Annotated in this window: 20 protein-coding genes and 1 riboswitch; of the genes, 19 read left to right on the top strand and 1 reads right to left on the bottom strand. The window is 42.8% G+C overall.

Features of this window, described 5'->3' with window-relative positions; all coding sequences use genetic code 11:
• Positions 1-145 precede the first annotated feature (145 nt).
• The 13 genes from AC0VYJ_RS19330 (at position 146) to murQ (AC0VYJ_RS19270) (ending at position 15,836) form a co-directional block, all read left to right on the top strand.
• A complete protein-coding gene (locus AC0VYJ_RS19330) occupies positions 146-1,822 on the top strand; it encodes a serine hydrolase domain-containing protein (RefSeq protein WP_475365940.1) in 1,677 nt (558 codons plus the stop codon).
• A 17-nt stretch (positions 1,823-1,839) separates the two neighbouring features.
• Positions 1,840-3,939, top strand: a complete 2,100-nt coding sequence (locus tag AC0VYJ_RS19325; protein ID WP_475365939.1) for a glycoside hydrolase family 3 protein — start codon at positions 1,840-1,842, stop codon at positions 3,937-3,939.
• Between the two features lie 60 nt (positions 3,940-3,999).
• Entirely contained in the window at positions 4,000-5,262 is a 1,263-nt protein-coding gene (locus tag AC0VYJ_RS19320; protein WP_475365938.1) for an exo-beta-N-acetylmuramidase NamZ family protein, read from the top strand.
• A 274-nt stretch (positions 5,263-5,536) separates the two neighbouring features.
• Positions 5,537-6,937 (top strand): PTS transporter subunit EIIC, encoded by a 1,401-nt coding sequence (locus tag AC0VYJ_RS19315; protein ID WP_475365937.1) that lies wholly within the window; start codon positions 5,537-5,539, stop codon positions 6,935-6,937.
• 21 nt (positions 6,938-6,958) lie between these two features.
• A complete protein-coding gene (locus AC0VYJ_RS19310) occupies positions 6,959-8,026 on the top strand; it encodes a DUF871 domain-containing protein (RefSeq protein ID WP_475365936.1) in 1,068 nt (355 codons plus the stop codon).
• 4 nt (positions 8,027-8,030) lie between these two features.
• The gene (murQ, locus tag AC0VYJ_RS19305; RefSeq protein WP_475365935.1) at positions 8,031-8,936 is read left to right on the top strand and encodes an N-acetylmuramic acid 6-phosphate etherase; all 906 of its coding nucleotides are present in this window, start codon (positions 8,031-8,033) and stop codon (positions 8,934-8,936) included.
• A 72-nt stretch (positions 8,937-9,008) separates the two neighbouring features.
• Positions 9,009-9,860 carry a MurR/RpiR family transcriptional regulator gene (locus AC0VYJ_RS19300; RefSeq protein WP_475365934.1) on the top strand — a complete coding sequence of 284 codons (852 nt, stop codon included), beginning with the start codon at positions 9,009-9,011 and terminating at the stop codon, positions 9,858-9,860.
• Positions 9,853-10,872, top strand: a complete 1,020-nt coding sequence (locus AC0VYJ_RS19295) for a serine hydrolase domain-containing protein (RefSeq protein WP_475365933.1) — start codon at positions 9,853-9,855, stop codon at positions 10,870-10,872. The genes AC0VYJ_RS19300 and AC0VYJ_RS19295 overlap by 8 nt, the downstream gene beginning before the upstream one ends.
• A 25-nt stretch (positions 10,873-10,897) precedes the next feature.
• Positions 10,898-12,166 carry an ABC transporter substrate-binding protein gene (locus AC0VYJ_RS19290; protein WP_475367523.1) on the top strand — a complete coding sequence of 423 codons (1,269 nt, stop codon included), beginning with the start codon at positions 10,898-10,900 and terminating at the stop codon, positions 12,164-12,166.
• 15 nt (positions 12,167-12,181) lie between these two features.
• Positions 12,182-13,132: a carbohydrate ABC transporter permease gene (locus tag AC0VYJ_RS19285; protein ID WP_475365932.1), complete on the top strand. Its 951-nt coding sequence runs from the start codon at positions 12,182-12,184 to the stop codon at positions 13,130-13,132.
• A 12-nt stretch (positions 13,133-13,144) separates the two neighbouring features.
• Positions 13,145-13,969: a carbohydrate ABC transporter permease gene (locus tag AC0VYJ_RS19280; RefSeq protein WP_475365931.1), complete on the top strand. Its 825-nt coding sequence runs from the start codon at positions 13,145-13,147 to the stop codon at positions 13,967-13,969.
• Entirely contained in the window at positions 13,956-14,924 is a 969-nt protein-coding gene (locus AC0VYJ_RS19275) for an N-acetylglucosamine kinase (RefSeq protein ID WP_475365930.1), read from the top strand. Before AC0VYJ_RS19280 ends, AC0VYJ_RS19275 begins: the two co-directional genes overlap by 14 nt.
• Before the next feature lie 12 nt (positions 14,925-14,936).
• Positions 14,937-15,836: an N-acetylmuramic acid 6-phosphate etherase gene (murQ, locus tag AC0VYJ_RS19270; protein ID WP_475365929.1), complete on the top strand. Its 900-nt coding sequence runs from the start codon at positions 14,937-14,939 to the stop codon at positions 15,834-15,836.
• A 139-nt stretch (positions 15,837-15,975) separates the two neighbouring features.
• Here the strand turns inward: murQ (AC0VYJ_RS19270) and AC0VYJ_RS19265 are convergent, their stop codons facing one another.
• Positions 15,976-16,125, bottom strand: coding sequence for a BH0509 family protein (locus tag AC0VYJ_RS19265; protein WP_159785356.1), 150 nt, complete (start codon positions 16,123-16,125; stop codon positions 15,976-15,978).
• Between the two features lie 393 nt (positions 16,126-16,518).
• Here AC0VYJ_RS19265 and AC0VYJ_RS19260 point away from each other — a divergent pair, with 393 nt between their 5' ends.
• From AC0VYJ_RS19260 to AC0VYJ_RS19235, 6 genes are all read left to right on the top strand, one after another.
• Complete coding sequence (locus AC0VYJ_RS19260; protein ID WP_475365928.1) at positions 16,519-18,519, top strand: alpha/beta hydrolase family protein; 2,001 nt, start codon at positions 16,519-16,521, stop codon at positions 18,517-18,519.
• A gap of 109 nt (positions 18,520-18,628) precedes the next feature.
• Positions 18,629-18,737, top strand: a riboswitch (SAM riboswitch).
• A gap of 169 nt (positions 18,738-18,906) precedes the next feature.
• Entirely contained in the window at positions 18,907-19,713 is an 807-nt protein-coding gene (locus tag AC0VYJ_RS19255) for a MetQ/NlpA family ABC transporter substrate-binding protein (protein ID WP_475365927.1), read from the top strand.
• Between the two features lie 21 nt (positions 19,714-19,734).
• The gene (locus tag AC0VYJ_RS19250; protein WP_194218642.1) at positions 19,735-20,769 is read left to right on the top strand and encodes a methionine ABC transporter ATP-binding protein; all 1,035 of its coding nucleotides are present in this window, start codon (positions 19,735-19,737) and stop codon (positions 20,767-20,769) included.
• Entirely contained in the window at positions 20,759-21,433 is a 675-nt protein-coding gene (locus tag AC0VYJ_RS19245; RefSeq protein ID WP_194218643.1) for a methionine ABC transporter permease, read from the top strand. The genes AC0VYJ_RS19250 and AC0VYJ_RS19245 overlap by 11 nt, the downstream gene beginning before the upstream one ends.
• 100 nt (positions 21,434-21,533) lie before the next feature.
• Complete coding sequence (locus AC0VYJ_RS19240) at positions 21,534-22,628, top strand: iron-containing alcohol dehydrogenase family protein (protein WP_475365926.1); 1,095 nt, start codon at positions 21,534-21,536, stop codon at positions 22,626-22,628.
• Between the two features lie 527 nt (positions 22,629-23,155).
• The gene (locus AC0VYJ_RS19235; protein ID WP_475365925.1) at positions 23,156-24,550 is read left to right on the top strand and encodes an L-cystine transporter; all 1,395 of its coding nucleotides are present in this window, start codon (positions 23,156-23,158) and stop codon (positions 24,548-24,550) included.
• Positions 24,551-24,684 lie beyond the last annotated feature (134 nt).

The following is a 24,684-nucleotide window of genomic DNA, read 5'->3' as shown; positions in this document are numbered from 1 at the left end:
GTTTTTCTCTTATCTATGACTTAAGTGGTATAGACGACTATAAAGGAAGAGGTTACGATTTGAATAGAATATTCTGAATGTTATTTTGTTTCATTGAGGAGGTAGCTCGTTATTACTTGTATTCAATAACAATGGGGAGGGCACTATGAAAAGAAAAACGCTGTCACTGCTTTTGACCACCGCGCTTGGTACGTCACTTTTAGCTCCTGGATCTGGTTTGGCTGCACCTGGTCCAACGATTGAGAAAGCGGGTAAGATCAACATGAGTCAAAGTAAAAGTCATCCAACTTTTTCGTGGGACAATCCTGGACCGACATCGCCTGTGCTGCATCCTGGTTCAGTCAAAGGGGCCGGAATGCGAGAAGAACCACTTAATGAGATTGATGATTTGATTGAAGGCGCCATCGATGAACAGGTTATGCCTGGCGCGGTTGCGTTTGTAGCGAGAAGAGGACATATCGTAAAGGAAGAAGCTTACGGTTATGCTGCGCAATACACAGATGATGAGTTTACTGAAATGAACATCCCAATTCCGATGAGTAAGGAAACCATTTTTGATCTTGCCTCAATTAGCAAACTTTTCACAACAACGGCGGCAATGACGCTCTATGAAGATGGGGAATTTAAGTTGGATGATCCGGTAGCGAAGTATATTCCGGAATTTGCAGCCAACGGAAAGGAAAGCGTTACCATCGAACAACTGATGACACATACATCGGGATTCAAACCATGGATTCCACTCTATACGATCGAAGGCGATCGAGAAGATCGCCTGGAGTATGTTTTTGGCTATCCACTTCAATCAGAGCCGGGGAGTGAGTATACATACAGCGATCTTAACATGATTACACTCGGTGCTCTCATTGAACGATTGTCTGGGATACGTCTAGATGAATATGTAAAAAAAGAAATCACCAATCCGCTTGATATGAAGGATACGATGTACAATCCTCCTGCTGAATTAAAGGAACGAATTGCGGCTACGGAATACCAGCCATGGACGAACAGAGGGCTTGTCTGGGGGGAAGTTCATGATGAGAGTGCCTGGTCATTGGACGGAGTCGCTGGTCATGCAGGTGTTTTCTCGACAGCATCCGATCTCGCTAAATTTGCTCATATGTTTCTGATGGAAGGACGCTATGGTGGGACACGCATTCTTCAACCGGAGACGGTGAAACTTTTAACAGAAAATCGGATTCCAGAGTTTCCAGGTGACGATCATGGCCTCGGTTGGGAGCTTCAACAAGGTTGGTTCATGGATGCTCTATCTGAAAGCACAACGCTCGGTCATACAGGTTATACAGGGACGTCAATCGTTGTCAGTCCAACGAATCAGACAATTGCGATCTTATTAACGAATCGGGTTCATCCGACGCGTGAAACCGTATCTACTTCTCCAACGAGACGGAAGTTTGCAAGAAAGGTAGCCGATGCGATTCCAGTTGCGATGAACAAGAAAGCTGATCCCTGGTTTGCCGGCTATGGAGATAACGAATCGAAGTATCTGACTGCTAAAGTTAACGTGCACAAAGAATCTATTATTACTTTTGATACGTGGTACCAAATTGAGGAAGGCTACGACATGGGAACAGTAGAGGTTTCAGAGAATGGGAATGAATGGACCGAAGCGCTTCAGCTAACAGGAAGCAGTAAGAAATGGGAGGCGAGAGAAGTCGCTCTTCCTGCAAACACAAAGTACGTTCGCTTCACATATAAGACAGATGGCTCTACAAACAAACGTGGTTGGTATGTTGATGATTTGAAGGTGAATGGCTCAACAGTCACGCTGACGAGTGATGAATGGATGAAGCGATCATATTAAAAACCAGGAGGGATAGCATGCGAACGAGACAGAAACGGATGATTGTCACTTTTCTTGCATTGTTAATGATCTTTTCCCAGGCAGTTATGTTACCGGGGAAAGCTTCCGCAAAAAAAGCAGGTTCACCCGAGTTGATTTTAATGGAAAATGTTCCTGAAGTGAGTTCAGAATTTGATGGGAAAAGCATTGCATTGCATGCGCTTCACATTTACGATGATGGTCACTTTATGAAAACAGATCAAAATCTGAAGTGGAAGTCATCCAATAAAAAGGTGGCAAAAGTAGATCGTGAAGGGAACGTAACGCTGACAGGTAAGCGTGGCCGGACGTTCATTACGGTTTCAGATGGTAAGAACAAAGATCGGATTGCCCTTGATTATAAAGTGGATAAATCAAATAAAAAATCATCCGCTCCGTCTTTGATTAAACAGAAAGGGCAGCAATACGACATTATCGAAAATGCGATTGACGGTATGACGATGGAAGAAAAAGTCGGTCAAATGCTGATGCCGGACTATCGAAATTGGAACGGTGAAAATGTAACAGAGATGCTTCCGGAAATTGAAGCGCAAATTGAAGAATATCATCTTGGAGGCGTGATTTTATTCAGAGAAAACGTGGTTACAACCGAGCAAACGACAAAGCTTGTTGCTGATTATCAGGAAGCATCCGAGAAGTACGGTCTGCTTATGACAATTGATCAGGAGGGAGGCATTGTAACGCGTCTTCAGTCGGGCACAGATATGCCAGGGAACATGGCGCTCGGTGCTACGCGTTCTAAAGATCTGACGAAGGAAGTTGGACATGCGATTGGGGAGGAGCTTGCCTCCCTCGGTATTAACATGAACTTCGCACCTGATATGGACGTGAACAACAATCCCGATAATCCTGTTATTGGTGTTCGCTCATTTGGAGAAGATCCAGAGCTTGTTGCGGACCTTGGTATTGCGTATACAAAAGGTCTTCAGGAAACTGGCGTTGCAGCAACGGCTAAGCACTTTCCAGGACACGGAGACACAGCAGTTGATTCACATCTAGGACTTCCAGAAGTGCCTTATGATAAAGAACGTCTCATGGAAGTCGAACTCTATCCATTTCAGAAGGCAATGGAAGCTGGGATTGACGCGATTATGACAGCGCACGTGACGTTCCCTAAAATCGATGATACGAAAGTGATTTCCAAAAAAGATGGTACAGAAATTTCTCTTCCGGCCACACTCTCGCACAAAGTTTTAACAGAATTAATGCGTGATGAGATGGGGTATGAAGGCGTCATTACAACGGATGCGATGAACATGGGTGCTATCCAGGATCACTTCGGATCTGTTGACGCAGCGATTCGCGCAGTGAAAGCGGGTACCGATATCGTCTTGATGCCAGTTGGACTTCAAGAAGTGGCAGAAGGATTATATGGAGCAGTTGAATCAGGTGACATATCTGAAGAACGGATCGAAGCATCAGTGAAACGAATCCTAACATTAAAAGTAAATCGCGGAATCATCAAGTCGGAGAACCCGAGTGACGTAAATGAACAAATTCAAGATGCGCTCGAGACAGTAGGGTCAGACGAGCATAAAGCCGTTGAGAAAGAAGCGGCGGATAAATCCATTACGCTTGTAAAGAATGACAATGTCCTTCCTCTTGACGGGAACAGTGATGATCACGTTGTCGTTATCGGACGAAGTTTTGTTGAATCACTCGGTAACTCAGTAAAAGCAGCGCATGACAATACGACGGTTATTGAAGTAAATGCAAGCTACACACTAACAGATGAACAGCGTGAAACTCTTGCGTCCGCTGATCAAATTATCATTGGCACGTATACGTACAGTGTGAGTACGCGTTCGCCTGAGCATCCACAGATGATGATGGTCGATACGATTATGAGTGAAACGGATGCGGATGTGATTGCGATTGGAATCAGAAATCCATATGACATTATGGCTTATCCGAACGTTGACAGTTATATTGCTCAGTATGGTTTTAGAACAGCTAGCTTTGAAGCAACAGCAGCTACCATTTTTGGTGAAAATGCCCCGTCAGGTAAGCTACCAATAACGATCCCGGGGGAAACGGGCGGCGTGCTTTATAACTTTGGTCATGGATTAACGTACTAAAATTGTGATCGGGAAGACTTGTTCTTCCCGATTCTTAAAAAATGGGGAGGCGTTTTAAACATGAAAAAGTGGCTTGTGATGGTGTTAACTACGATGCTTGTCTTATCATCATTATCTGTGGCATTCGCTGATAACAATGGGAAAGGACACGGTCATGATAAGCGTAAGAAGTTTAAGCTTGGTGTGGAAGTTCTACTCGAAGATCAAAAAGAGCTTATCGAAGGAAAAAGCGTTGGCCTGATTACAAATCCTACAGGGGTAGATCAGGAGCTTAATAGCATTGTTGACTTGCTTCACAATGATTCCGATGTTGATTTAAAGGCACTTTATGGACCGGAACATGGCGTTCGTGGAAGCGCACAGGCAGGAGAATATGTCGAGTATTATACGGATGAGGAAACAGGGTTACCCGTTTACAGTCTCTATGGATCTACTAAAAAGCCGACGCCAGAAATGCTAGAAGGCATTGATGTTCTTCTTTTCGACATTCAGGATGTAGGCACGCGTTTCTATACGTACATTTATACGATGGCCTATGCTATGGAAGCTGCCAGCGAGAATGACATTGAATTTATCGTGCTTGATCGTCCTAACCCTCTAGGTGGGGAAGCGGTGGAAGGTCCCGTTCTTGATGATGAATACTCTTCGTTCGTTGGAAAATATGAAATTCCACTTCGTCATGGCATGACAGTAGGTGAGCTTGCTTCACTTTTCAATGAAGAATTTGAAATCGGTGCTGATTTAACAGTCGTCGAAATGGATAAGTGGAAGAGGGATATGTATTACGATGATACGCCACTTGAATGGGTATTGCCCTCGCCTAATATGCCAACGCTCGATACAGCACTCGCTTATCCTGGAGCTGCCTTGATCGAAGGAACAAACGTATCCGAAGGTCGAGGCACCACAAAGCCATTTGAATTAATTGGTGCACCATTTATTAACGCAACAGAACTTGCCAGTGAACTGAACGAATTGAAACTTCCAGGCGTTGATTTTAGGGCAGCTTCCTTTACTCCTTCGTTTTCGAAGCATGCGGGAGAGTTAACACATGGCGTTCAAATTCATGTGACTGATAAAGAAGCGTTCAAGCCAGTCAAAACAGGATTAAGCCTCGTGAAAACCATTCACGATCTCTATCCTGAAGACTTTGAGTTTCGCGCAGAAAATAGCGCAGGCGTCTCATTCTTTGACCTTCTCGTTGGAAACGGATGGATTCGAGAAGGCATTGAAAATGGAGACAGCGTGAAAAAGATGGAGAAGCAGTGGGAAGATGATTTAAAAGATTTTAAAGAAGTAAGAGAAGACTATTTACTATACTAGATAGATTGATAAGCACTCGCATAGCGTCGAGTGCTTTTTTTATTTTATGTAATAAAACTTCACAAAAACACTTACATTATTAAATAAAACTTGTTAAACTGAAATTATTAGAAAATTCAATTCGATGAACAGATATAAAGGAGGGCGGATCACGAACGAAATAAACAGGATTGATTAGGGCACATTTGTAGACAGTTACTACATAGCCAGAGGCTCCATCAATATGAGGAAACGGAATACATCACGAAATCATAAGAAGAAATGGGGAAGGCTTGTGAGAAAAGAAGAACGCTTAGCAGGGGAGATTCTACCACATTTAGGTGGACCATCGAACATTAACTCGTTAACAAGTTGTATGACAAGACTCAGGGTAACACCGATTGATGAAACAAAAGTAGATCTTAATCGATTGAAAGAAATTGACGGCGTGCTTGGCGTTGTGGAAGCCGAAACAATCCAAATTATTTTAGGTCCTGGCATTGTGACAAAGGTAGCTGAAGAAGTTTCAAAGCTGAGTGGTGTTGATGCGGAGGATTTGGAAGATGATGAGAACATTTTTGAAGGACTCGCAGATCAAACAAAATCAGATCTTAAGCAAAAGAATGCAACGCCATTTAAGTTATTTTTACGAAAAATAGCTAGTATATTCATTCCACTTATTCCAGCTATTGTTGCGTCAGGATTAATTGCTGGAATAACGAATATTGTGATTCGATCAGGTGTTGATCCGGAAACGTCACTTGTTTCTATTCTAAATTTTATTGGTTGGGGCTTGTTTAGCTACCTTGGTATTTTCGTTGGGATAAACGCAGCCAAGGAATTTGGTGGAACCCCTGCACTCGGCGGTATCGCTGGTATTTTAATCATTAACCCAGCACTTGCTGATATTACGCTTTTTGGTGAACAGCTTGTACCTGGTCGAGGCGGCTTAGTAGGCGTCATGCTTGCAGCGTTTTTCATGGCATGGACCGAGCGCCGCGTGCGTCGTTTTGTTCCATCGTCTCTTGATATTATCGTGACGCCAACGATCTCTGTTTTGATTACGGGATTTGCGACATTAATTGTCCTACAGCCAATTGGTGGATTTGTATCAGACCTTATCACAAAAGGGCTACTAGGATTGATTGACGCAGGAGGTATTTTCTCCGGATTGATTCTAGCAGGAACGTTCCTTCCTCTAGTTGTTACAGGGCTTCATCAAGGGCTTACGCCTGTTCACATGGAATTAATCAACACGATTGGTGATGATCCATTGCTTCCGATCCTTGCCATGGGAGGCGCTGGTCAAGTAGGGGCAGCCTTCGCGATATATTTCAAAACGAAAAATAAGAAACTAAGAAAAGTGATCAAAGCTGGCTTGCCAGTCGGCATTTTAGGGATCGGAGAACCACTGATTTTCGGTGTGACGCTACCACTTGGTCGTCCATTTATTACAGCATGTCTTGGCGCAGCTATTGGAGGCGCGTTTGCCGCATTCTTTAAAGTGGCGACAATTGCGATCGGAGTATCTGGCTTACCGCTGATCTTCCTCGTGAATTCGAATCAAATTTTATATTATATTATTTCTCTCGTTGTTGCTTATTTCTTTGGTTTTGTCTTCACGTATCTCTTCGGGTTTAAAGAAGAAATGACCGTTGCGATTGATAAAGGGGCTTCAACGAACACAGCTGCATAAGAAAATGGAGGGTCAGATGTCATGCTTGGAATATCTGTTTATCTTGGAAGTGATGGAGGAGATGTTGAGCAACGCTTAGAAAGAGCTAAATCAATTGGATTCGATGCTATCTTTACATCCCTCCATATTCCTGAGGATGATCATTCGCTCTATCAAACTCGTTTGAAAGAGCTTGGTCAATTAGCAAGGAAATTTGAGGTGGAGCTTGTTGCAGATATTTCGCCAGAATCCATTACCCATTTAAATATTCAACATTATGAAGAGTTATTGGACTGGGGAGTGAATGGCGTTCGTCCGGACTATGGTTATACTGATGATCTAATTGTTTCTTTATCTCAGTTGATGAAAGTGGGCTTAAATGCAAGTACTGTTTCTAGAGAGGAAATTGAGACGTGGCTTGAATTGGGTGCAAACGTTTCGAACCTAGAGGCGTGGCATAACTACTACCCAAGACCAGAAACTGGATTAGACGTTGATTTTTTTTCAGAACGAAATCGCTTATTTAGAGAATATGGCATTCAAACAATGGCATTTATTCCAGGCGATCAAAACCTTCGAGGACCGATTTACTCTGGCCTTCCAACACTTGAGAAACATCGTTCTATGTCTCCTCATATGGCCTGTGCTGAGCTACTTTATCATTATCAAGTTGATAAAGTTCTGATAGGAGATATTTCAGTCAGTGATAACCAATTAGAAAAGCTTTCACTCCTTGCAAAAGGAGTGATTCCGCTTGAGGTTTCGAAAGTGGATGATCAGTTTGAAAGTTTTCATGTGAAGGGAAAACATAAGAACCGTCCCGATCCAGCGCGGGATGTGATCCGTTCAGTAGAGTCGAGACAATTACAACATCGTCCTGTACCAATACCTTCATTAAAAAGAAAACGCGGCGCCATCACGATTGATAATATGAACTATGGCCGCTATGCTGGTGAAATTCAACTTGTAAAGCACGATCTTCCGGAGGACGATCGTGTGAATGTTATTGGAAATGTGATTAGAGAAGATTTGCCTCTATTAAATTACATTGGGGCATCTCAACCATTTGAATTACTTTTGAAAACTGATGCTACTCATGAAAGGAATTAAGACAATGAATTTAAATAACATCCAGACCGAGCGTAGAAATCAAAACACACTGAACATTGATCAAATGACAACATATGAAGTTCTTAACATCATAAACGAGGAAGATCATGTTATACCAGACGCTATTAAAGAAACCCTACCAGTTATTGAACGTCTTGTTGATCGAATTGTAGATGGCTTTCAACATAATGGTCGCTTAATTTATGTTGGGGCAGGGACGAGTGGGAGACTTGGCGTTCTTGATGCCTCTGAATGCCCTCCAACGTTCGGAACGCCGTCAGATCAGGTGATTGGTGTGATCGCGGGTGGCGATAAAGCTCTTCAATATGCGCTTGAAGGTGCTGAGGATGATGAAGAGCAGGCTGTCTTAGACATGAAAGAGCTGTCGCTTACGAAGGAAGACGTGATCGTAGGGATTGCAGCTAGTGGACGCACACCTTATACGGTAGCTGCAATGGCTTATGCCAAAGAAATTGGTGCAACGGTTGGGGCGATTACGTGTAGTGAAAATACAAAGATGGAAGAAGTCGCTCACCACAGCATCGTTGCGAATGTCGGCCCAGAAGTTGTCACGGGATCGACGCGGATGAAAGCGGGGACGGCCCAGAAGCTTGTATTAAATATGCTAACGACTGCTTCGATGATTAAAATTGGAAAAGTTTATAGCAATTTGATGGTTGATGTTGTACCAACAAATAGTAAACTTGTTCAGCGTGGTAAGAACATTGTTGCAGAAATTTCAGGTGTATCTGCTGAGGAGGCGGAGAAAGCTCTTGAAGAATACGGATCAACGAAAGGAGCGATTCTTTCGTTACTAACAGGATTAAAAGGAGAAATCGTTCATTCGACATTAGAAAGGTATGATGGGCATTTGCGAAAAGCGATTGAATCTGCTTTTGTGACAAGCTAAGGTAAGAATCGCTAAATAAGATATGCTAAAATGAAATGATTGAAAATCTATTCAGGTAAAGGTGGGCTAGGAATGAACGGAGGCCTGATCAGTATTCAGGAATCAATCACTTCATTAAAACCTTCAGAACGAAAAGTAGCGGAATACATCATTCATTATCCGGAAGAAGTAATCAACCTTTCCATTCAGAAACTCTCGAAACGAACAGAAGTGAGTGAAGCGACAATTATCCGCCTTGCTCGAACGCTGAACTACAAAGGGTTTCAAGAATTGAAGCTTCGAATCGCGGGTGATCTTGCAACGAAGCAGACGAGCAAATCTTATCAAGAAATATCGATTGATGGGACGGTGGATTCGTTTATTGAAAATGTATCAAACAATAATATTCAATCGATTAATGATACAATTTCTGTTCTATCAAAAGAGGAAGTAGAGAAAGCAATCACTGTTTTAAGTCGTGCGAGGAAAATTGCGCTGTATGGTATTGGAGCATCAGGATTAATTGCCCAGGATTTCAAACAAAAACTTTCTCGTATTAATCGCTGGTGTGAAGCTGCAGTCGATTATGATACACAAGGGACGATTAGCGCAAACCTCGGAGAAGCTGACGTCGTTTTCGGCATTTCTTATTCTGGCCAAACAAGAGACATTATTGAATCTCTGAAAATCGCAAAAGACAATGGTGCCATTGTGATTACCTTAACCAAATACGGTACAAATCCAGTTTCTGACCTCGCTGATATTAAGCTTTTCACAAGCTCTCTTGAAAAGAGCATTCGAAGTGGTGCGATGAGCTCACGTATTTCTCAACTGAACGTCATTGATATTTTGTATGTTGGCATGACCAGTCGAAACTACGATGAGAGCGTTGCTGCACTTGAGCGAACGCGAAAAGCAGTTGAGGTTGTGAAGAAGCATGTATGACTTTGATACTTACTTAAAAATATTAATTGACGAAAAGGAGCTCCCTGGTGCTGTTCTTCATGTTCAACATAAAGGGAGCACTGTTTTTCATCAAGCTTACGGTCGTTTTCAAGACAGGATACAACAATCTCACACCATGAATATCACAACGCTTTTTGATATAGCCTCCCTAACAAAAGTGGTGGCAACCCTTCCTTCTATCTTATGGCTGATCGACAACACGTCAGTTGAATTAAATCACACCATTCAAACCTACATCCCAGAATTGAACCATTCAGATATCACGATTCACCAAGCACTTACACATACAACAGGCTTACCTGCAGACATTGATCCGCCTGTTCAACGAGTCGATAATCGGTTGATTTTGCAAGAAGTTGTCAACGCAGATCTTATCCATCAACCAGGGAGCGTTGTGCAGTATAGTGATCTAGGCATGATTTTACTTGGAGAAGTAATAGAGCGAGTGAGCGGCGTGGATTTACCTACCTTCACGAATACTAAACTCTTCAAGCCATGGGGGTTAACGAAAACGATGTTCAATCCTCCGCAACACCGAGAAATCGCTTCAACAGAATGGCATAACGATCATTACGTTCAGGGGGAGGTGCATGACGAGAAAGCGCTCCACCTCGGCGGAGCAAGCGGAAGTGCAGGTGTATTTTCTACAGCTCAAGATGTCGGAAAATTCGGTCGATATTTTCTGTATCCAGAAACGCAGCAGGTGCTGTCACCAGAGACGATTAGGAATGCTAGAAAGCATGTGATACAAAATCGTGGGCTTGGCTTTGAGGTTTGGAACGGAGAAGGAAAGGCATTATCATGTGGAAGGGGGTGGTCAGAAGGAAGCTTCGGCCACACGGGGTTTACTGGTACTAGTTTATGGATTGATCCTAAAGAAGAGCTGATCGTCACTTTTTTAACGAATATCGTGCATTACGGAAGAAACCACAACATGAGACAGATTAGACCTCATCTTCATTCTTTGATTCATGACTCTTTTACTAATTAAATGAGGGGGAAATATTATGGATAAAATGAAAGCGTTTACTTTTTCTGGTTTTCTAGCGTTGATTCTTGTTCTATCTGCGTGTAGCTCAGAAAGTGGTGGGAATTCGGGAGACTCTGAAGCAAGTGAAGATAGCGTTACGATAACGATCGGAAGCTGGAGAACAGAAGACAAAGCAAGCTATCAAAAAATGATTGATGCTTTTAATGAAGAAAATCCGGATATTAACGTGGAATTCAAACCTTCAAAGAATACGGAGTATAACACGATCTTAAATACGGCCCTTCAAAGTGGGGAAGGTCCTGATATCATTCACCTTCGCCCTTATACACCGGGCATCGAGCTTGCGGATGCTGGATACCTTGAGCCGCTAGATGATCTGGAAGGACTAGATCAATATCCAGAGGAAACCCTTGCTGCTTCGAAAGGATCGGATGATAAGCAGTACGGTGTCCCGCTAAATATGAGCACGACGCAAATGTTCTACAACAAGAAAATGTTTGAAGAAATGGGTCTTGAAGAACCGCAAACGTGGGAAGAGTTCATGACGCTAAATGAAAAAATAAAGAAGGAAGGTACTACACCGATCGCTCTTGGAACAAAGGAAGGGTGGCTCTTATCATTATCGCACGGAATTATTGGTCCAGCTCACTATGGTGGTAATGAATTTGTTGATCAAATTACAGCTGGTGAGACGGATTTTACAAGTGATGAATTTCAGAGTTCGATTGACGCGATGGATGAACTGAAAGAATACTTCCCAGAAAATTACGAAGGTCTTGGAATGGAAGATATTCGTACGATGTTCTTTACAGGTGATGCAGCGATGTTCCCACTTGGAAGCTGGGAAATTGAAGTGCTACGTGAAATGAATCCTGATCTTGAACTTGGCTTCTTCCCAATGCCGTCTGCTGTAGGAAAAGAACCTACGATTACAACTTGGGTAGATGGATCTTATGCAATCAATGCAAGCTCGGAGCATAAAGATGCCGCGAAGAAATTTCTTCAGTTTATGACAACAGAAGAGTTTGGCACGATGTTCACAGAAGAATTTAAAATGATCAGCGCAATCCCTGGTATTGAGTCGGAAGATGAACTTGTCAATGCGCTTGGAAAAGCAGCAGAAGAACAGTCAACACCGTACATGATGCTCGTTCAGTTCGCTGGTGGAAATCCTTCCACAAAAGCGACGATCGAAACAGAGCTTCAGGGGATGTATCTTGGCGAACGTACACCAGAGGAAGTAGCAAAGACTATTCAAGAAAGCGCACAGTCCTGGTATGAGCCACTACAGTAATAAGGGGCGGACAATATGAAACTAGCTACAAATTCAATCGTGAAAATCAAAAAAGAAAGGAACTGGAAAAGGTGGACCATTCACCTTTTCCCGATTCCTGCCCTGATTATATATGGACTTTTCATTGTTTATCCTTTGTTTGCAGCCTTAACCTACAGCTTTTTTGATTGGAAAGGAATTGTACGTGGGGAGTTCGTGGGGCTGAAAAATTTTAAAGATCTGTTTACGCTGGAGCCTTTTTCGGGACTGTTTTGGGGCGCATTTGGCCATAACATTCTTTATTTTGTACTACAGATGATTTTCCAGAACGGCCTTGCTTTTGTACTTGCCTATATTATTTATAAAAAAGTGAAGGGATCGGAATTTCTTAAAATTGCTTATTTCCTGCCGCGACTTCTATCCGTCATCGTTGTCGGTTTTCTCTGGAAGCTGATTCTAAATCCTAACTACGGTGCACTGAATGTGATTCTTGAAAAGCTCGGTTTGGAACAGCTTCAAAAAGCGTGGCTTGGTGATCCAGATACAGCTTTGATTTCTATTATTCTCGTTAACTGCTGGTATGGTATTGGGTTCGGTGTCCTTATTTTTCTTGCAGGTCTTCAGTCGATCCCGAAAGAACTGTTCGAAGCAGGCAAGCTTGATGGCGCAGATGGTTTGTCGATGATACGTAAAATCGTGCTTCCGTTAATGGTTCCTTCGTTCATGATTATGACAGTCCTCACATTTATTCAGTCATTTGAAGCGTTTGAACTCGTCTACGCGATGCAGGGATCGCAGGGAGAACCTTACCATTCTACTGATACGCTTGCGATTTACTTTTATCGTCTCGCATTCGGAGGTTCTGCAGGAGGATCGACAACGGCAGTCGGATTAGGATCAGCACTTGCGGTGGTGCTCTTTCTCTTTATCTCATTCTTTACCGCACTCTATTTACGCTATATGCAGAAAAAACAAGTGGACATGTAAGGAGGCGATACTATGAACCATACGATTTGGACGAGACCGTTTTACTATGTATTTGCTTTTCTCATCGCATCCATTAGCATCTATCCAATTCTATTAATGATCCTCTCTTCCTTTAAAACAAGCGCAGAGATTTTCACAAGTCCACTCTCATTCCCGAAGACGTTCACGCTTGATACGTATCGGAATTTACTAGAGATTATACCGTTTACAACGTATTTCATGAATAGCGTGTTTGTGAGCGTCGTTTCTGTTCTATTAATTTTGATTACCTCGTCACTTGCAGCCTTCTATATCGCACGCTTCACGTTTGTATGGAATAACATCATCTTCTTTTTCTTCTTAATGGGAATGATGCTTCCGATCAAACTAGGCATTGTGCCGCTGTTTATTTTAATGAAAGATCTTAATCTACTAAACTCGCTCTGGTCACTGATCTTTATGTATGTTGCCACGGGAATACCACTGTCGATTTTGATTTTGACTGGATTCTTTCGAACGATGCCTCGTGAACTAGAAGAAGCTGCACGTATTGATGGAGCTGGAAACCTTCGTATTTTATGGAGTGTTGTGCTACCACTGATGAGACCGGCGCTTGGAACCGTGATGATCATCCAATTTATCCAAGCCTGGAACGATTTTTTCTTCCCACTTATTTTTATTACCGATGACATGAAAAAGACAATCCCAGTTGGCATGCTTTCCTTATTTGGCGAATACTCTGCAGATTGGGGATCCCTTTTTGCAGGTCTGACCCTTGCGTCACTTCCGATGATTGTCCTGTTCTTCATCGCATCAAAACAATTTATGGAAGGACTTACTCAAGGTGCAATTAAATAAGCGATTCTACATTGGCATAGACGGCGGAGGAACGAAAACTCTTGGGTTATTGTGCAATCAAAATGGAGTGATTTTAGCTAAAAGTACGGCAGGTTCGACAAATCTAAAATCTCGCGCAGAACAAGAGGTGCGATCTGCCATTCATCACGTGATTACAGAATTAACGTCGGGATTAAAAGATGGAAAGCTTGCAGGAATCTTTGTTTCAACGGCGGGTGGTGACCGAGAAGAGGATCAGAAGCGCTGGGAAAGATGGCTGAGGGAAAGGCTTCCGAGTTTTGAAGGGATTCTCAAGGTTAAGAACGATGCTTACGGTGCGCTTGCAAGCGGTACATTTTCGATGGAAGGGACCGTTCTCATTGCTGGTACTGGTTCGATTTCCTATTCGATCGATGCAAATGGTTCCCGTCGTGTGGGAGGCTGGGGCTATTTGTTTGGTGATGAAGGAAGCGGCTACGATATTGGGCGGAAGGCGCTCCGGACAGTTGCGATGATGCATGATGGAAGAATGATGTTGGACGAAGCTTTTTGTAGTAACATCCTTTCCTTCTTACAGGTAAACGGTGCGCCTGAAATAATTACGGCGATTTATGAGGATTCCTATGCGCGTATGAAAATCGCTTCTGTTGCTGAGAACGTCATCGAGCTTGCTGAGCGACAAAATCAAACGGCGTTGAAGATCGTTCAGAGAGCTTGTGAAAGTTTGAGTGAATTAGTTCGTGCTATCGAGATTAGGGGCAATCAACTTGTGATTTGCGGAGGGCTAATGCAATCCTCCTTCTTTCGAAATGGGTTTCTTGAAGAATTGAAAACAAGAGGGGTAAGCGATGTGTATTACCCTAACTTATCTCCAGCTGTAGGGGCATGCATTTGTGCACTGCTTTGTTGTGGCGTACCGATCGTAGACGAACGAAAAGTAAATCTGATGTCGTCTCATCACGTAATGGACGGCTAAACTAGGGGAGAGATGACGTTGACAGATGTGAATGAGATGAAGACAGAAATGCGAAATGCTAAATCGGAAAATCTGCACCAATTTTCAACGCTTCAAATAATCGAACTGATGAACGAAGAGGATGGGAGCGTAGCCGGAATTGTAAAAACCGCCCTTCCCGAGATTGAGAAAGTGGTTGGTCAAGCTATTGCTGTGATGAAAAAAGGCGGAAAGCTCTTTTATTTTGGAGCTGGTACGAGCGGGCGTCTCGGCGTGTTAGATGCTTCTGAGTGCCCGCCGACATTTGGTGTTGCGGCTGACCTAGTGAATGGGGTAATTGCTGGAGGAGACCGAGCGCTCAGGTATCCAATCGAGGGGGCCGAAGATAGTCGGGAAACGGGGGGAGAGGATATAAGGAAGCATGTAAGTGCACACGATTTGGTTATCGGTATTGCTTCAAGCGGAAGAACCCCTTATGTGCTTGGCGCTATCGAAGAAGCGAATAAAATGGGTGTAGTGACAGCAGGGATTTCGTGTAATACAGGCGCATCGCTTTCAAAAATGGTTACATATCCGATTGAATTACCAGTAGGTCCCGAAGTGGTGACAGGTTCAACTCGACTAAAAGCAGGAACAGCACAGAAGATGGTATTAAATATGATTACGACAGCATCGATGATCAAGCTTGGGAAGGTCTATCGTAATTTAATGGTGAACGTTCAAGCATCGAATGAAAAGCTACGGAAGCGAACAGTTTCGATTATTCAGGAGTTAACGAGAGTGAGTGAAGCAGAAGCTGAACGCTACAGTGAACAGGCAGAAGGTGATGCGCGGGTAGCGGTGCTGATGATTTTGCGGAGAGTTGATGCGGATCGAGCGAGGCAACTGCTTGAGGAGAAGGATGGGGATTTTGTGGCTGCGATGGAGGGGTGAAGATAGGTAAGGGGTCAGGTGCGTTACCGGTGACGTACCTGACCCCTATTAAATACATCTGTTTTCTCAACAAAGACACATCGCATTCTTTCTATTAAAACAGCCCCTGCGGAGTTACCGCAGGGGCTGTAAATATTTATTACATCATTAAGTCCGCTGGTGAGTCATCAAAGTAGAGCCAGTGAAAATATTCTACTTCCGCATCAGACATTCTCAGAACTTCTTCTCTGTTCATTGTCGTTTTGTCGCACAAAAGATCAATAAATTGGTTTCGTGCTTGCTGGCTCATTGTAAATCCTCCCTGTATTTTAAGCGGCAATTCCTGTTTGGTAACCGCTTTCAATTTGTTAATTTTATTATACATCTCACAATGAGATGATTCAAATACCAAAATGAGATATATTGCAGGGAACCGATGTGAAATTGCTATGAAAGTGAGCGGAAGTTCGGGGAATAAGAGTAATAAAGAGAATGTATGTTCTTGTTTTTTGGATTTGGCTTGAAAAAAATGTGTATTTTGGTTGTTTCCTCCTTTTAAACAAACTGGATGAAGTGATCTTTATTCTAGAAGAGATGGTTAGAATCAAAATTAGAGATGGATTTAGAAGGAGATTTGTTCCCTCTGCAGGAGTTTTTTCCTATTCAATGGAAGTAGAGAAGATGTAGAAAGGGAGTGTGGATGATGGAAATAGAAATTGGAAGTGCCAAGAAACAAAAGAAATTGGAAGAAAGCCTTTATGATTTTACTTTTGTTGGTGATCCCCAACTTTCACCGGATGGGAGCTACGTTGTTTATGTAAAGAAAGTAATAAATGAGAACAAAGAATATACTTCAAATTTAGTCATAGTAAATCGCGATACTGAAATTGAGCATGATTGGACATATGCTTCTGGGGAGAAAAAAGATCACTCTCCGCGCTGGTCGCCTGATGGGAAGACGATTGCTTTCGTTTCGAATCGATCAGGAGAAAATCAAATATGGCTTATCTCAACTGATGGTGGCGAAGCGCGACAACTATCTGATTTTAAAAGTGGTGTTTCCGCTCCTGTTTGGAAACCCGATGGTTCTTCGCTACTTGTTTTAAGTAAGGATACAAAAGAGAAAGAAGAAGGACGTAAGCCTCTCGTTGTGACTGACTTACGCTATAAAGCAGACAGCAGTGGTTTGCTTGACAATCACCATATGCAAGTTGTCTTGATCGAGGTAACCTCAGGTGAAAAGAGAATAGAATGGCTAACAGATGCACCATTTAATCATTCTAGCCCTAACTGGTCACCGGATGGACAATCCATTGTATATGTGAGAGATCGATATGAAGAACAGGGGTCCTACATGCGAGCCGACATCTTTATTCAGGGTCTGAATGAAGGATCAGAGCCTGATCAGTTAAATCGTGAGGGTGGGAGCTTTAGCACACCGAACTGGTCACCAGATGGGAAGAAGCTCTCATTCATTGGGCATAACTTTGAGCATGAAGGAGCTACGTTGAATAAAATCTGGACTGTTGACATAGCGAAGAAAGAGTTTACTTGTTTAACAGAGGAGGTTGATTTAGAGTGTTCGGATGTATTGATTTCAGATATGCACTGGGGAGGCGCTTCTCCTGGTGCGATGTGGAGCCAAAATGGAGATGGACTCTATTTCCTTGCTAGTAAAGAAGGAAACACTGGTGTTTATTTCGTCGGAGAAGATTGCACGGTTCGACAAATAGCGGGTGGTGACAGGCACCATTATGCATTTCACTACTTGCCAGGCGCGAATGAAGCGGCTGTTGCAATTAGCGATCCACTTAACATTGGCGATATTTATACGCTTTCGTTTCATGGAGATCGGGTAAATGAACTGTGTTTGTCTCAATCAAATGCTGACGTTCTCGAATGCCTGGATCTCTCGACACCAGAAATGTTTACATACGCTGGGAAAGACGGTTTGGAGATTCAGGGCTGGCTCATGAAGCCAAAGGATTTTAAGGAAGATCAGGAACATCCCCTTATTCTTGAAATTCACGGTGGACCACATATGATGTATGGTAATTCATTTATGCACGAATTTCAGCTTCTTGCAGCAAAAGGATATGTTGTCCTTTATACGAATCCACGTGGTAGTCAGGGATATGGACAAGAGTTTGTGAATGGTTGCCGAGGAGATTATGGTGGGGGTGATTATGAGGATTTGATGGCGGGTGTTGATGCCGCTTTGAACAAGTATTCCTTTATTGATGAAGCTCAACTTTTCGTGACGGGAGGAAGCTACGGTGGCTTTATGACGAACTGGATTGTTGGGAAAACCGATCGATTCAAAGCAGCGGTTACCCAGCGCTCCATTTCGAATTGGCAGAGTTTCTATGGCGTTAGTGACATCGGATACTTTTTCACAAAGTGGGAAGTTGGAAGTGATTTAGATGAAAACCCTGCTAAGCTATGGCATCATTCACCGCTTAAGTATGTGGACCAAATCGAAACCCCACTTTTAATTCTTCATAGCGAAAATGATTACAGGTGCCCTATAGAGCAAGGAGAACAGTTATATGTGGCTTTAAAGCATCGTGGGAAGGAAACGATGTTTGTAAGATTCCCAGATTCTGATCATAATTTATCAAGAAGCGGTCATCCAGAACTACGAGTGGAACGACTTAAGCATCTAGGAAACTGGTTCGACAATTACCTAGAAGGAAGACAATAAGAAATCTTTCGACAAATAGCGGGCGGTGACAGGCACTTTTTGAGATCTTCCCTTGACGCCCTTCGAGAAAGATACTATACTATTGAAAATAGTTAAATAATATTGAAAACTCTTATCAAGAGTGGCAGAGGGACTGGCCCTGTGACGCCCAGCAACCATCTCAGTTCGTGAGAAAGGTGCTAATTCCAGCAGACGAGCAATCGTTTGAAAGATGAGAGAGAGTTCAGCGCTGCTGATAATGATGAAATGATACAACTCTCTCTGTACTTTACAGAGGGAGTTTTTTTATTGGGAGGGGATTTTAGCAGATCGAAGCACTTTTGCGCTTTTATATTTTAGCGCTAAAACGCTTTACATTACTATATGAACTTTAAAGGAGATTGAGAAATGAAGAAATCATTGTATTTATTAGGTGCACTTATTTTAGTCTTTTTGGCAGGTTGTTCTGGAAATGAGGCTTCTGGAGATTCAGAAGATGGCCCACTGAAGGTAGGGGTAACGGCTGGTCCGCATGAAGATGTGATGAACAAGGTGAAGGAAATCGCAGCGGAAGACGGGTTTGAAATTGAAGTGATTGCGTTTAATGATTATGTGATGCCAAATACAGCCCTTGATGAAGGGGAATTGGATGCGAACGTATTTCAGCATGAACCTTATTTGAATGATTATGTAAAAGAAAGAGGACTCGAGCTTTCCAAGGTAGCAACTACGATTACTTTCCCAATGGGAATTTATTCTGACAAATATAAGAGTCTTGATGAATTGCAAGAAGGCGACAAAGTTGGCTTGCCTAACCATTCAACAGGTGAACCTAGAGCGCTAATGTTGTTTGAGCAAGCTGGCATTATTGAGTTGAAAGATGGCGTTGGTGTTAAAGCAACGATCAAAGATATTGAGAAGAACCCTTATAATCTCGAATTTGTTCCATTAGAAGCTTCACAAATTCCAAGACAGCTTGGTGAGCTTGCGATTGCAGCAATTAATACGAACTTTGCAATGGAAAGTGGACGCGTACCGAAAGAAGATTCTCTTGAAATGGAACCCGAAGATTCCCCGTGGGTGAACGTGATTGCAACACAAACAGAGAACAAAGATGATGAACGTATTCAAAAGCTAGTGAACTACTATCAATCAGATGAAGTGAAGCAATTTATCCAGGACGAATTTAACGGTTCTGTTGTTGCATCCTGGTAATTCGAAAGAGGAGTGAGCACGATGATTCGATTAGAAAATATAACGAAAACGTATAAAAGCGGTGAGACGATTACGAAGGCGGTTGATGATGTTTCCATAGAAGTTGAGAAAGGAAGCATCTATGGCGTCATCGGTTATAGTGGTGCTGGAAAGAGCACGCTTGTCCGAATGGTGAATCTTCTGGAGCGACCGACAGATGGAAAGGTATTTATCAATGACATTGAGCTCACTTCTTTGTCTACTGGAAAGCTTCAAAAAACAAGACAGCGCATCGGGATGATTTTTCAGTCTTTTAATTTATTGAAAACAGGCACTGTGTATCAAAACATTGCCATTCCGCTGAAGCTTACGGGTCTTCGTAAAAAAGAGATTGAAGCGCGAGTTGATAAATATTTAGGTATCGTTGGGTTATCGGATAAGCGGGATGCTTATCCTTCCCAGCTATCAGGTGGTCAGAAGCAGCGTGTGGCGATTGCCCGTGCGCTTGCTCATGAACCTGAAGTGCTACTGTGCGATGAGGCAACGAGTGCCCTTGACCCAGATACGACAGAATCAATCCTATCTTTATTGGAACAAATCAATCGTGATTTTGGAATCACGATTTTACTCATTACGCATGAAATGCACGTTGTCCAGAAAATATGTCATGAAGTGGCTGTGATGGAGAACGGGAAGGTGATTGAACAGGGGCGAGTGATCGATATCTTTAGTAAGCCTGCTACAACGACGGCCAAACGATTTGTTCAGTCGTTATTCCAGGATGAGCTTCCAGAGTCGCTTGTGTCTCGATTGAAAGAGCGTGGTCAGATCGTGAATCTTTCATTTATTGGGGAGAAATCAGGTAGTCCCGCTCTTGCGCTTGTTAGTAAGAAGTTCGACGTGTATCCGTCCATTTTAGCAGGGAACATTACACAACTGAAGGATCAGCCTTTTGGTAGGCTAGTCGTTCATTTAGATGGGGAAGCGGAAGAGACGGCTCGGGCCGTTGCGTTTTTAGAGGAAAGTGGCGTCGTAGTAGAAGGCTATGTTCAGGAGGTGGAAGCTCATGTCAGCTAAGGTATCGGAGTTTATTGATCTTTGGGGTGCAGACATTTGGAACGCGATTATTGAAACATTTCAAATGGTTGGGATCTCACTACTGATTTCAGTGTTGATTGGGCTCCCGCTTGGTGTGCTACTTGTTTTAACTAGACCTGAAAAAGCATTAGAAAATAAAGTTCTTTTCCGTATATTAAATGCGGCTATAAACGTGATCAGGTCGATTCCATTTATCATTTTACTGTTTTTCATTTTACCTTTTACAAAAATGATTGCAGGTACAACAATTGGAGTAAAAGGTGTGATTGTGCCGCTCGTTGTCTTTACGGCGCCGTATATCGCAAGGTTGATGGAATCCGCTCTTCTTGAGGTAGATCGTGGAGTAGTAGAAGCCTACGAAGCAATGGGGGTAAAAACCAGACACATTATCTGGCATGTTCTTGTAAGGGAGTCTCGTTCATCGATCGTTCTTGGATTAACGATTGCGACAATTGGACTGATTGGGGCAACGGCAATGGCTGGGCTCGTTGGAGCAGGTGGACTTGGTGATCTCGCTTATCGATACGGTCATTTGCGATATGAAGTCGATGTGATGTACGTTACGGTATTTCTCCTTATTGTCCTTGTTCAGGGACTACAATCGTTTGGGAATGTTCTCTCCGCTCGTTTGAAGAAGGATTAAGTTAAAAGAAAATCTTTTTGTTTTATTGTCATTAGCAGGTGTGTCTTCAATAAATGAACTTCATGATCAGTTTGTTCATCAGATTTAGGAGGAAGAAAAGATGGAATCAATTCAGGTAAGAGCAACGCCAGGACATTATGAATGTCGATCAGGTATCCTTCAAGAATTACCACGATTGCTTAAGGAAGGGCAGTTTCAAAAAGTGTTTGTGATTTCTGGACAGCAATCTTGGGAAGCAGCCCAGGGTTATTTTCCAGATCTATCTGCCTTTCATGTAGCTTATTCTACGTACAGTGGTGAATGTTCAGAAACAGAAATTAAAAGACAATCTGAATTAGCCAATATACACGGTGCCGATTTGATACTCGGTGTAGGTGGTGGAAAGGTTCTGGATGTAGCGAAAGCGGTTGGTAATGAAGTAAACAAAGATGTGGCTCTTGTGCCGACGCTTGCGTCTACTTGTGCGGCAACGACGCCACTTAGTGTGAAGTATTCAGACGAGGGAGAGTTTATTGAGTATACTATTTTTCCAAGAAGTACATATCTTGTTCTTGTAGAACCTGAAATTCTTGTGCAGGCACCAATCGCTTATTTGAAAGCGGGGATTGGTGATACGCTGGCCAAATGGTATGAAGCGAGAGCACTCATTGAGGAACTGCCTTCGACGCCAATCCCAGTAAAACTAGCGTATGAAGTAGCAAGAAGCTGCCGTGATGTCCTTGTGGCAGATGGTGAAAAAGCGGTTAAGGATCAACAGAATGGTCGTTTGAGTGATGCGTTTATTCGGGTGATTGAAACAAATCTTTTATCAGGAGGGATGGTAGGAGGTCTTGGAGATCGCTATGGTCGGATTGCAGCGGCACACTCCATTCATAACGGATTAACACATGTATCTGAAGCTCATTCGTTTCTTCACGGTGAGAAGGTAGCTTATGGCATACTTGTGCAACTTGTACTAGAAGGTGAGTGGGAAGAGGTGAGAGGTTTATTTGCCTATTATAAAGAAATTGGTTTGCCCCTCTCGTTAGAGTCAATTGGCATTGAACCAACAAATGTGGAGAGCATAGGTCAAGTCATCGCAGAATACGCTACGAGAGATGGGGAGTCTATTCATTTCCCTTCAGGTCATGTGACGAAAAATGATGTAGTTGAAGCGATTCTTGGATTAGAAGCATTACAAGTTACGTTAAGTTGATTAGGCATATCTAGTGAGTAAAAAAGTCCCCTGGAAGTTACGGTTCAACGCCCAGGGGATTAAATATGATAGATGGATTTTGCGAGTAGATCAAGAGGGCGATTGCGATGTTCCTTCCATTGACATTGTTGATCAGCACCTGGCTGAAAATAGTTCTTGATCAGTAATAAAATCATTGAAATGTTCCCCTCCGATTCAACGAATGTGTTGTTTAGCGCCTATTAATAATTTCCTGTTCAAGAACGTAAATGTTCTCCATGTCCAGCACCTCCTTGTTTCTCTCTTTCCTTGTTAATTACAGTCTACGCCGTATGCGTATCAAATAAACCAGTCACCAGTTCGGTTTTCAACTCATACTTAAGATGGAGATTTCCTAAGCCTTTTCCTCCATTCGACAAATAGCGGGGAGTGACAGGCACCAGCACTTGACAGTGCCACAAATTGGTAGTATTTTAGATTAATGCCGACTAAACTTATATGGATTATAAAGTTTTGGTTTTATAGAGAAAATAAAAGGGGGAAATAGCGTGGATACATTTTTAGTCATTGTGAATATTGCCATTTTACTTGTTCTTATTGGTGTTTTAATTAAGATGCAGCAGAAGCATGTGTCTTTTAGTAAGCGTGTGTTTGCTGGTTTAGGATTTGGGGTTGTGTTAGGTGTTTACTTGCAAGCTGTCTTCGGAGCTAGCTCAGAGATTGTGAGTCAAACATCAGATTGGTATAGCATTGTAGGGAGCGGATATGTACGCCTTCTAATGATGATTGTTATACCACTTGTCATGGTTTCGATCATTCAATCGATTACGAACCTTGAGAAGACTTCAGAGCTTGGCAAAATGTCAGGCTGGATTATTGGAATCCTTGTATCAACCGCGATGATTGCAGCGATTGTTGGTGTAGGTAGCTCGCTCGTCTTTGATTTAAATGCAGAGCAAATTGAAGCAGGGCAAGCGGAACAGGATCGTGGAAGCTATCTAGAAGAAACGCTTGGTAGTGTGAAAGATATGAGTACGCCAGATAAAATTCTTGCGTTTATCCCTGCAAATCCGTTTGAAGATATGACAGGAGCTCGCCCGACCTCAACGATTGCCGTTGTTATATTCTCAGCTATTGTTGGAATCGCGGCACTAGGTGTACGTCGTAAAAATCCAGAGCAAGCAGCCATCTTCACGAAAGGTGTGAATGCTGTCTATGCGATCGTTATGAGAATCGTCACACTAGTTCTTCGGTTAACTCCATTCGGGATTATGGGCTTGATGGCAACTACCGTCGCTCAAACGAACGTAGGCGGTATTCTCGAACTCGGGAAATTCGTTCTTGCATCCTATTTAGCACTGCTTGTGATGTTTATCATTCATTTGATTTTGGTTGCGACAGGTGGATTAAATCCACTAACATATTTGAAGAAGGTATTACCTGTTCTTACGTTTGCCTTCACTTCTCGTTCAAGTGCAGGGACAATTCCTTTGAATATTTCCGCTCAGAAAAATAGCCTTGGTGTTGATGAAGGAACAGCGAACATGTCTGCATCCTTTGGTGCAACGATTGGCCAAAATGGTTGCGCGGGAATTTATCCAGCGATGCTCGCAGTTATGATTGCGCCAACGGTAGGTATTGATCCGCTCAGTCCTGGCTTTTTAATCCAACTTGTCTTAATCGTTGGCATTAGTTCGTTTGGTGTGGCTGGAGTGGGAGGCGGAGCGACATTTGCTGCGTTAATCGTTCTTTCTTCTATGAACCTACCCGTTTACTTAGCCGGTCTTCTCATTTCTGTTGAGCCACTCATTGATATGGGGCGGACGGCGTTAAATGTGAATGGTGCGATGACTTCAGGTACACTAACATCAAGAATTCTTGGCAAGTTGAACCACGATAAGTTCAATGATTCAAATGCTGTTGAAAAAGATATTGCCGTTTAACTAACGGATGAAGCCCGCTTTCCAAAGAAGGCGGGCTTTTTTTTATGAGAAGAATAACTCGATTGACATAGTGCATCGTCAAAACCCAGTCAGCTTGTTGTTAGGAATTTTTCCATGTGAAGGAAGTGCAACCA

The organism is Anaerobacillus sp. 63XJN7_5_ISO-PGPR-S23-430 (genome assembly GCF_056173695.1).
The sequence above is the reverse complement of the archived record's forward strand: the minus strand, read 5'-3'. Positions and strand labels throughout refer to the sequence as shown.

Coding starts and splice junctions, on each gene's coding strand:
- AC0VYJ_RS19320 (WP_475365938.1), top strand. CDS start 4,000: ATGAAAAAGTGGCTTGTGATGGTGTTAACTACGATGCTTGTCTTATCA.
- AC0VYJ_RS19325 (WP_475365939.1), top strand. CDS start 1,840: ATGCGAACGAGACAGAAACGGATGATTGTCACTTTTCTTGCATTGTTA.
- AC0VYJ_RS19250 (WP_194218642.1), top strand. CDS start 19,735: ATGATTCGATTAGAAAATATAACGAAAACGTATAAAAGCGGTGAGACG.
- AC0VYJ_RS19285 (WP_475365932.1), top strand. CDS start 12,182: ATGAAACTAGCTACAAATTCAATCGTGAAAATCAAAAAAGAAAGGAAC.
- murQ (WP_475365935.1), top strand. CDS start 8,031: ATGAATTTAAATAACATCCAGACCGAGCGTAGAAATCAAAACACACTG.
- AC0VYJ_RS19255 (WP_475365927.1), top strand. CDS start 18,907: ATGAAGAAATCATTGTATTTATTAGGTGCACTTATTTTAGTCTTTTTG.
- AC0VYJ_RS19290 (WP_475367523.1), top strand. CDS start 10,898: ATGAAAGCGTTTACTTTTTCTGGTTTTCTAGCGTTGATTCTTGTTCTA.
- murQ (WP_475365929.1), top strand. CDS start 14,937: ATGACGTTGACAGATGTGAATGAGATGAAGACAGAAATGCGAAATGCT.
- AC0VYJ_RS19245 (WP_194218643.1), top strand. CDS start 20,759: ATGTCAGCTAAGGTATCGGAGTTTATTGATCTTTGGGGTGCAGACATT.
- AC0VYJ_RS19280 (WP_475365931.1), top strand. CDS start 13,145: ATGAACCATACGATTTGGACGAGACCGTTTTACTATGTATTTGCTTTT.
- AC0VYJ_RS19310 (WP_475365936.1), top strand. CDS start 6,959: ATGCTTGGAATATCTGTTTATCTTGGAAGTGATGGAGGAGATGTTGAG.
- AC0VYJ_RS19240 (WP_475365926.1), top strand. CDS start 21,534: ATGGAATCAATTCAGGTAAGAGCAACGCCAGGACATTATGAATGTCGA.
- AC0VYJ_RS19265 (WP_159785356.1), bottom strand. CDS start 16,125: ATGAGCCAGCAAGCACGAAACCAATTTATTGATCTTTTGTGCGACAAA.
- AC0VYJ_RS19295 (WP_475365933.1), top strand. CDS start 9,853: ATGTATGACTTTGATACTTACTTAAAAATATTAATTGACGAAAAGGAG.
- AC0VYJ_RS19300 (WP_475365934.1), top strand. CDS start 9,009: ATGAACGGAGGCCTGATCAGTATTCAGGAATCAATCACTTCATTAAAA.
- AC0VYJ_RS19330 (WP_475365940.1), top strand. CDS start 146: ATGAAAAGAAAAACGCTGTCACTGCTTTTGACCACCGCGCTTGGTACG.
- AC0VYJ_RS19260 (WP_475365928.1), top strand. CDS start 16,519: ATGGAAATAGAAATTGGAAGTGCCAAGAAACAAAAGAAATTGGAAGAA.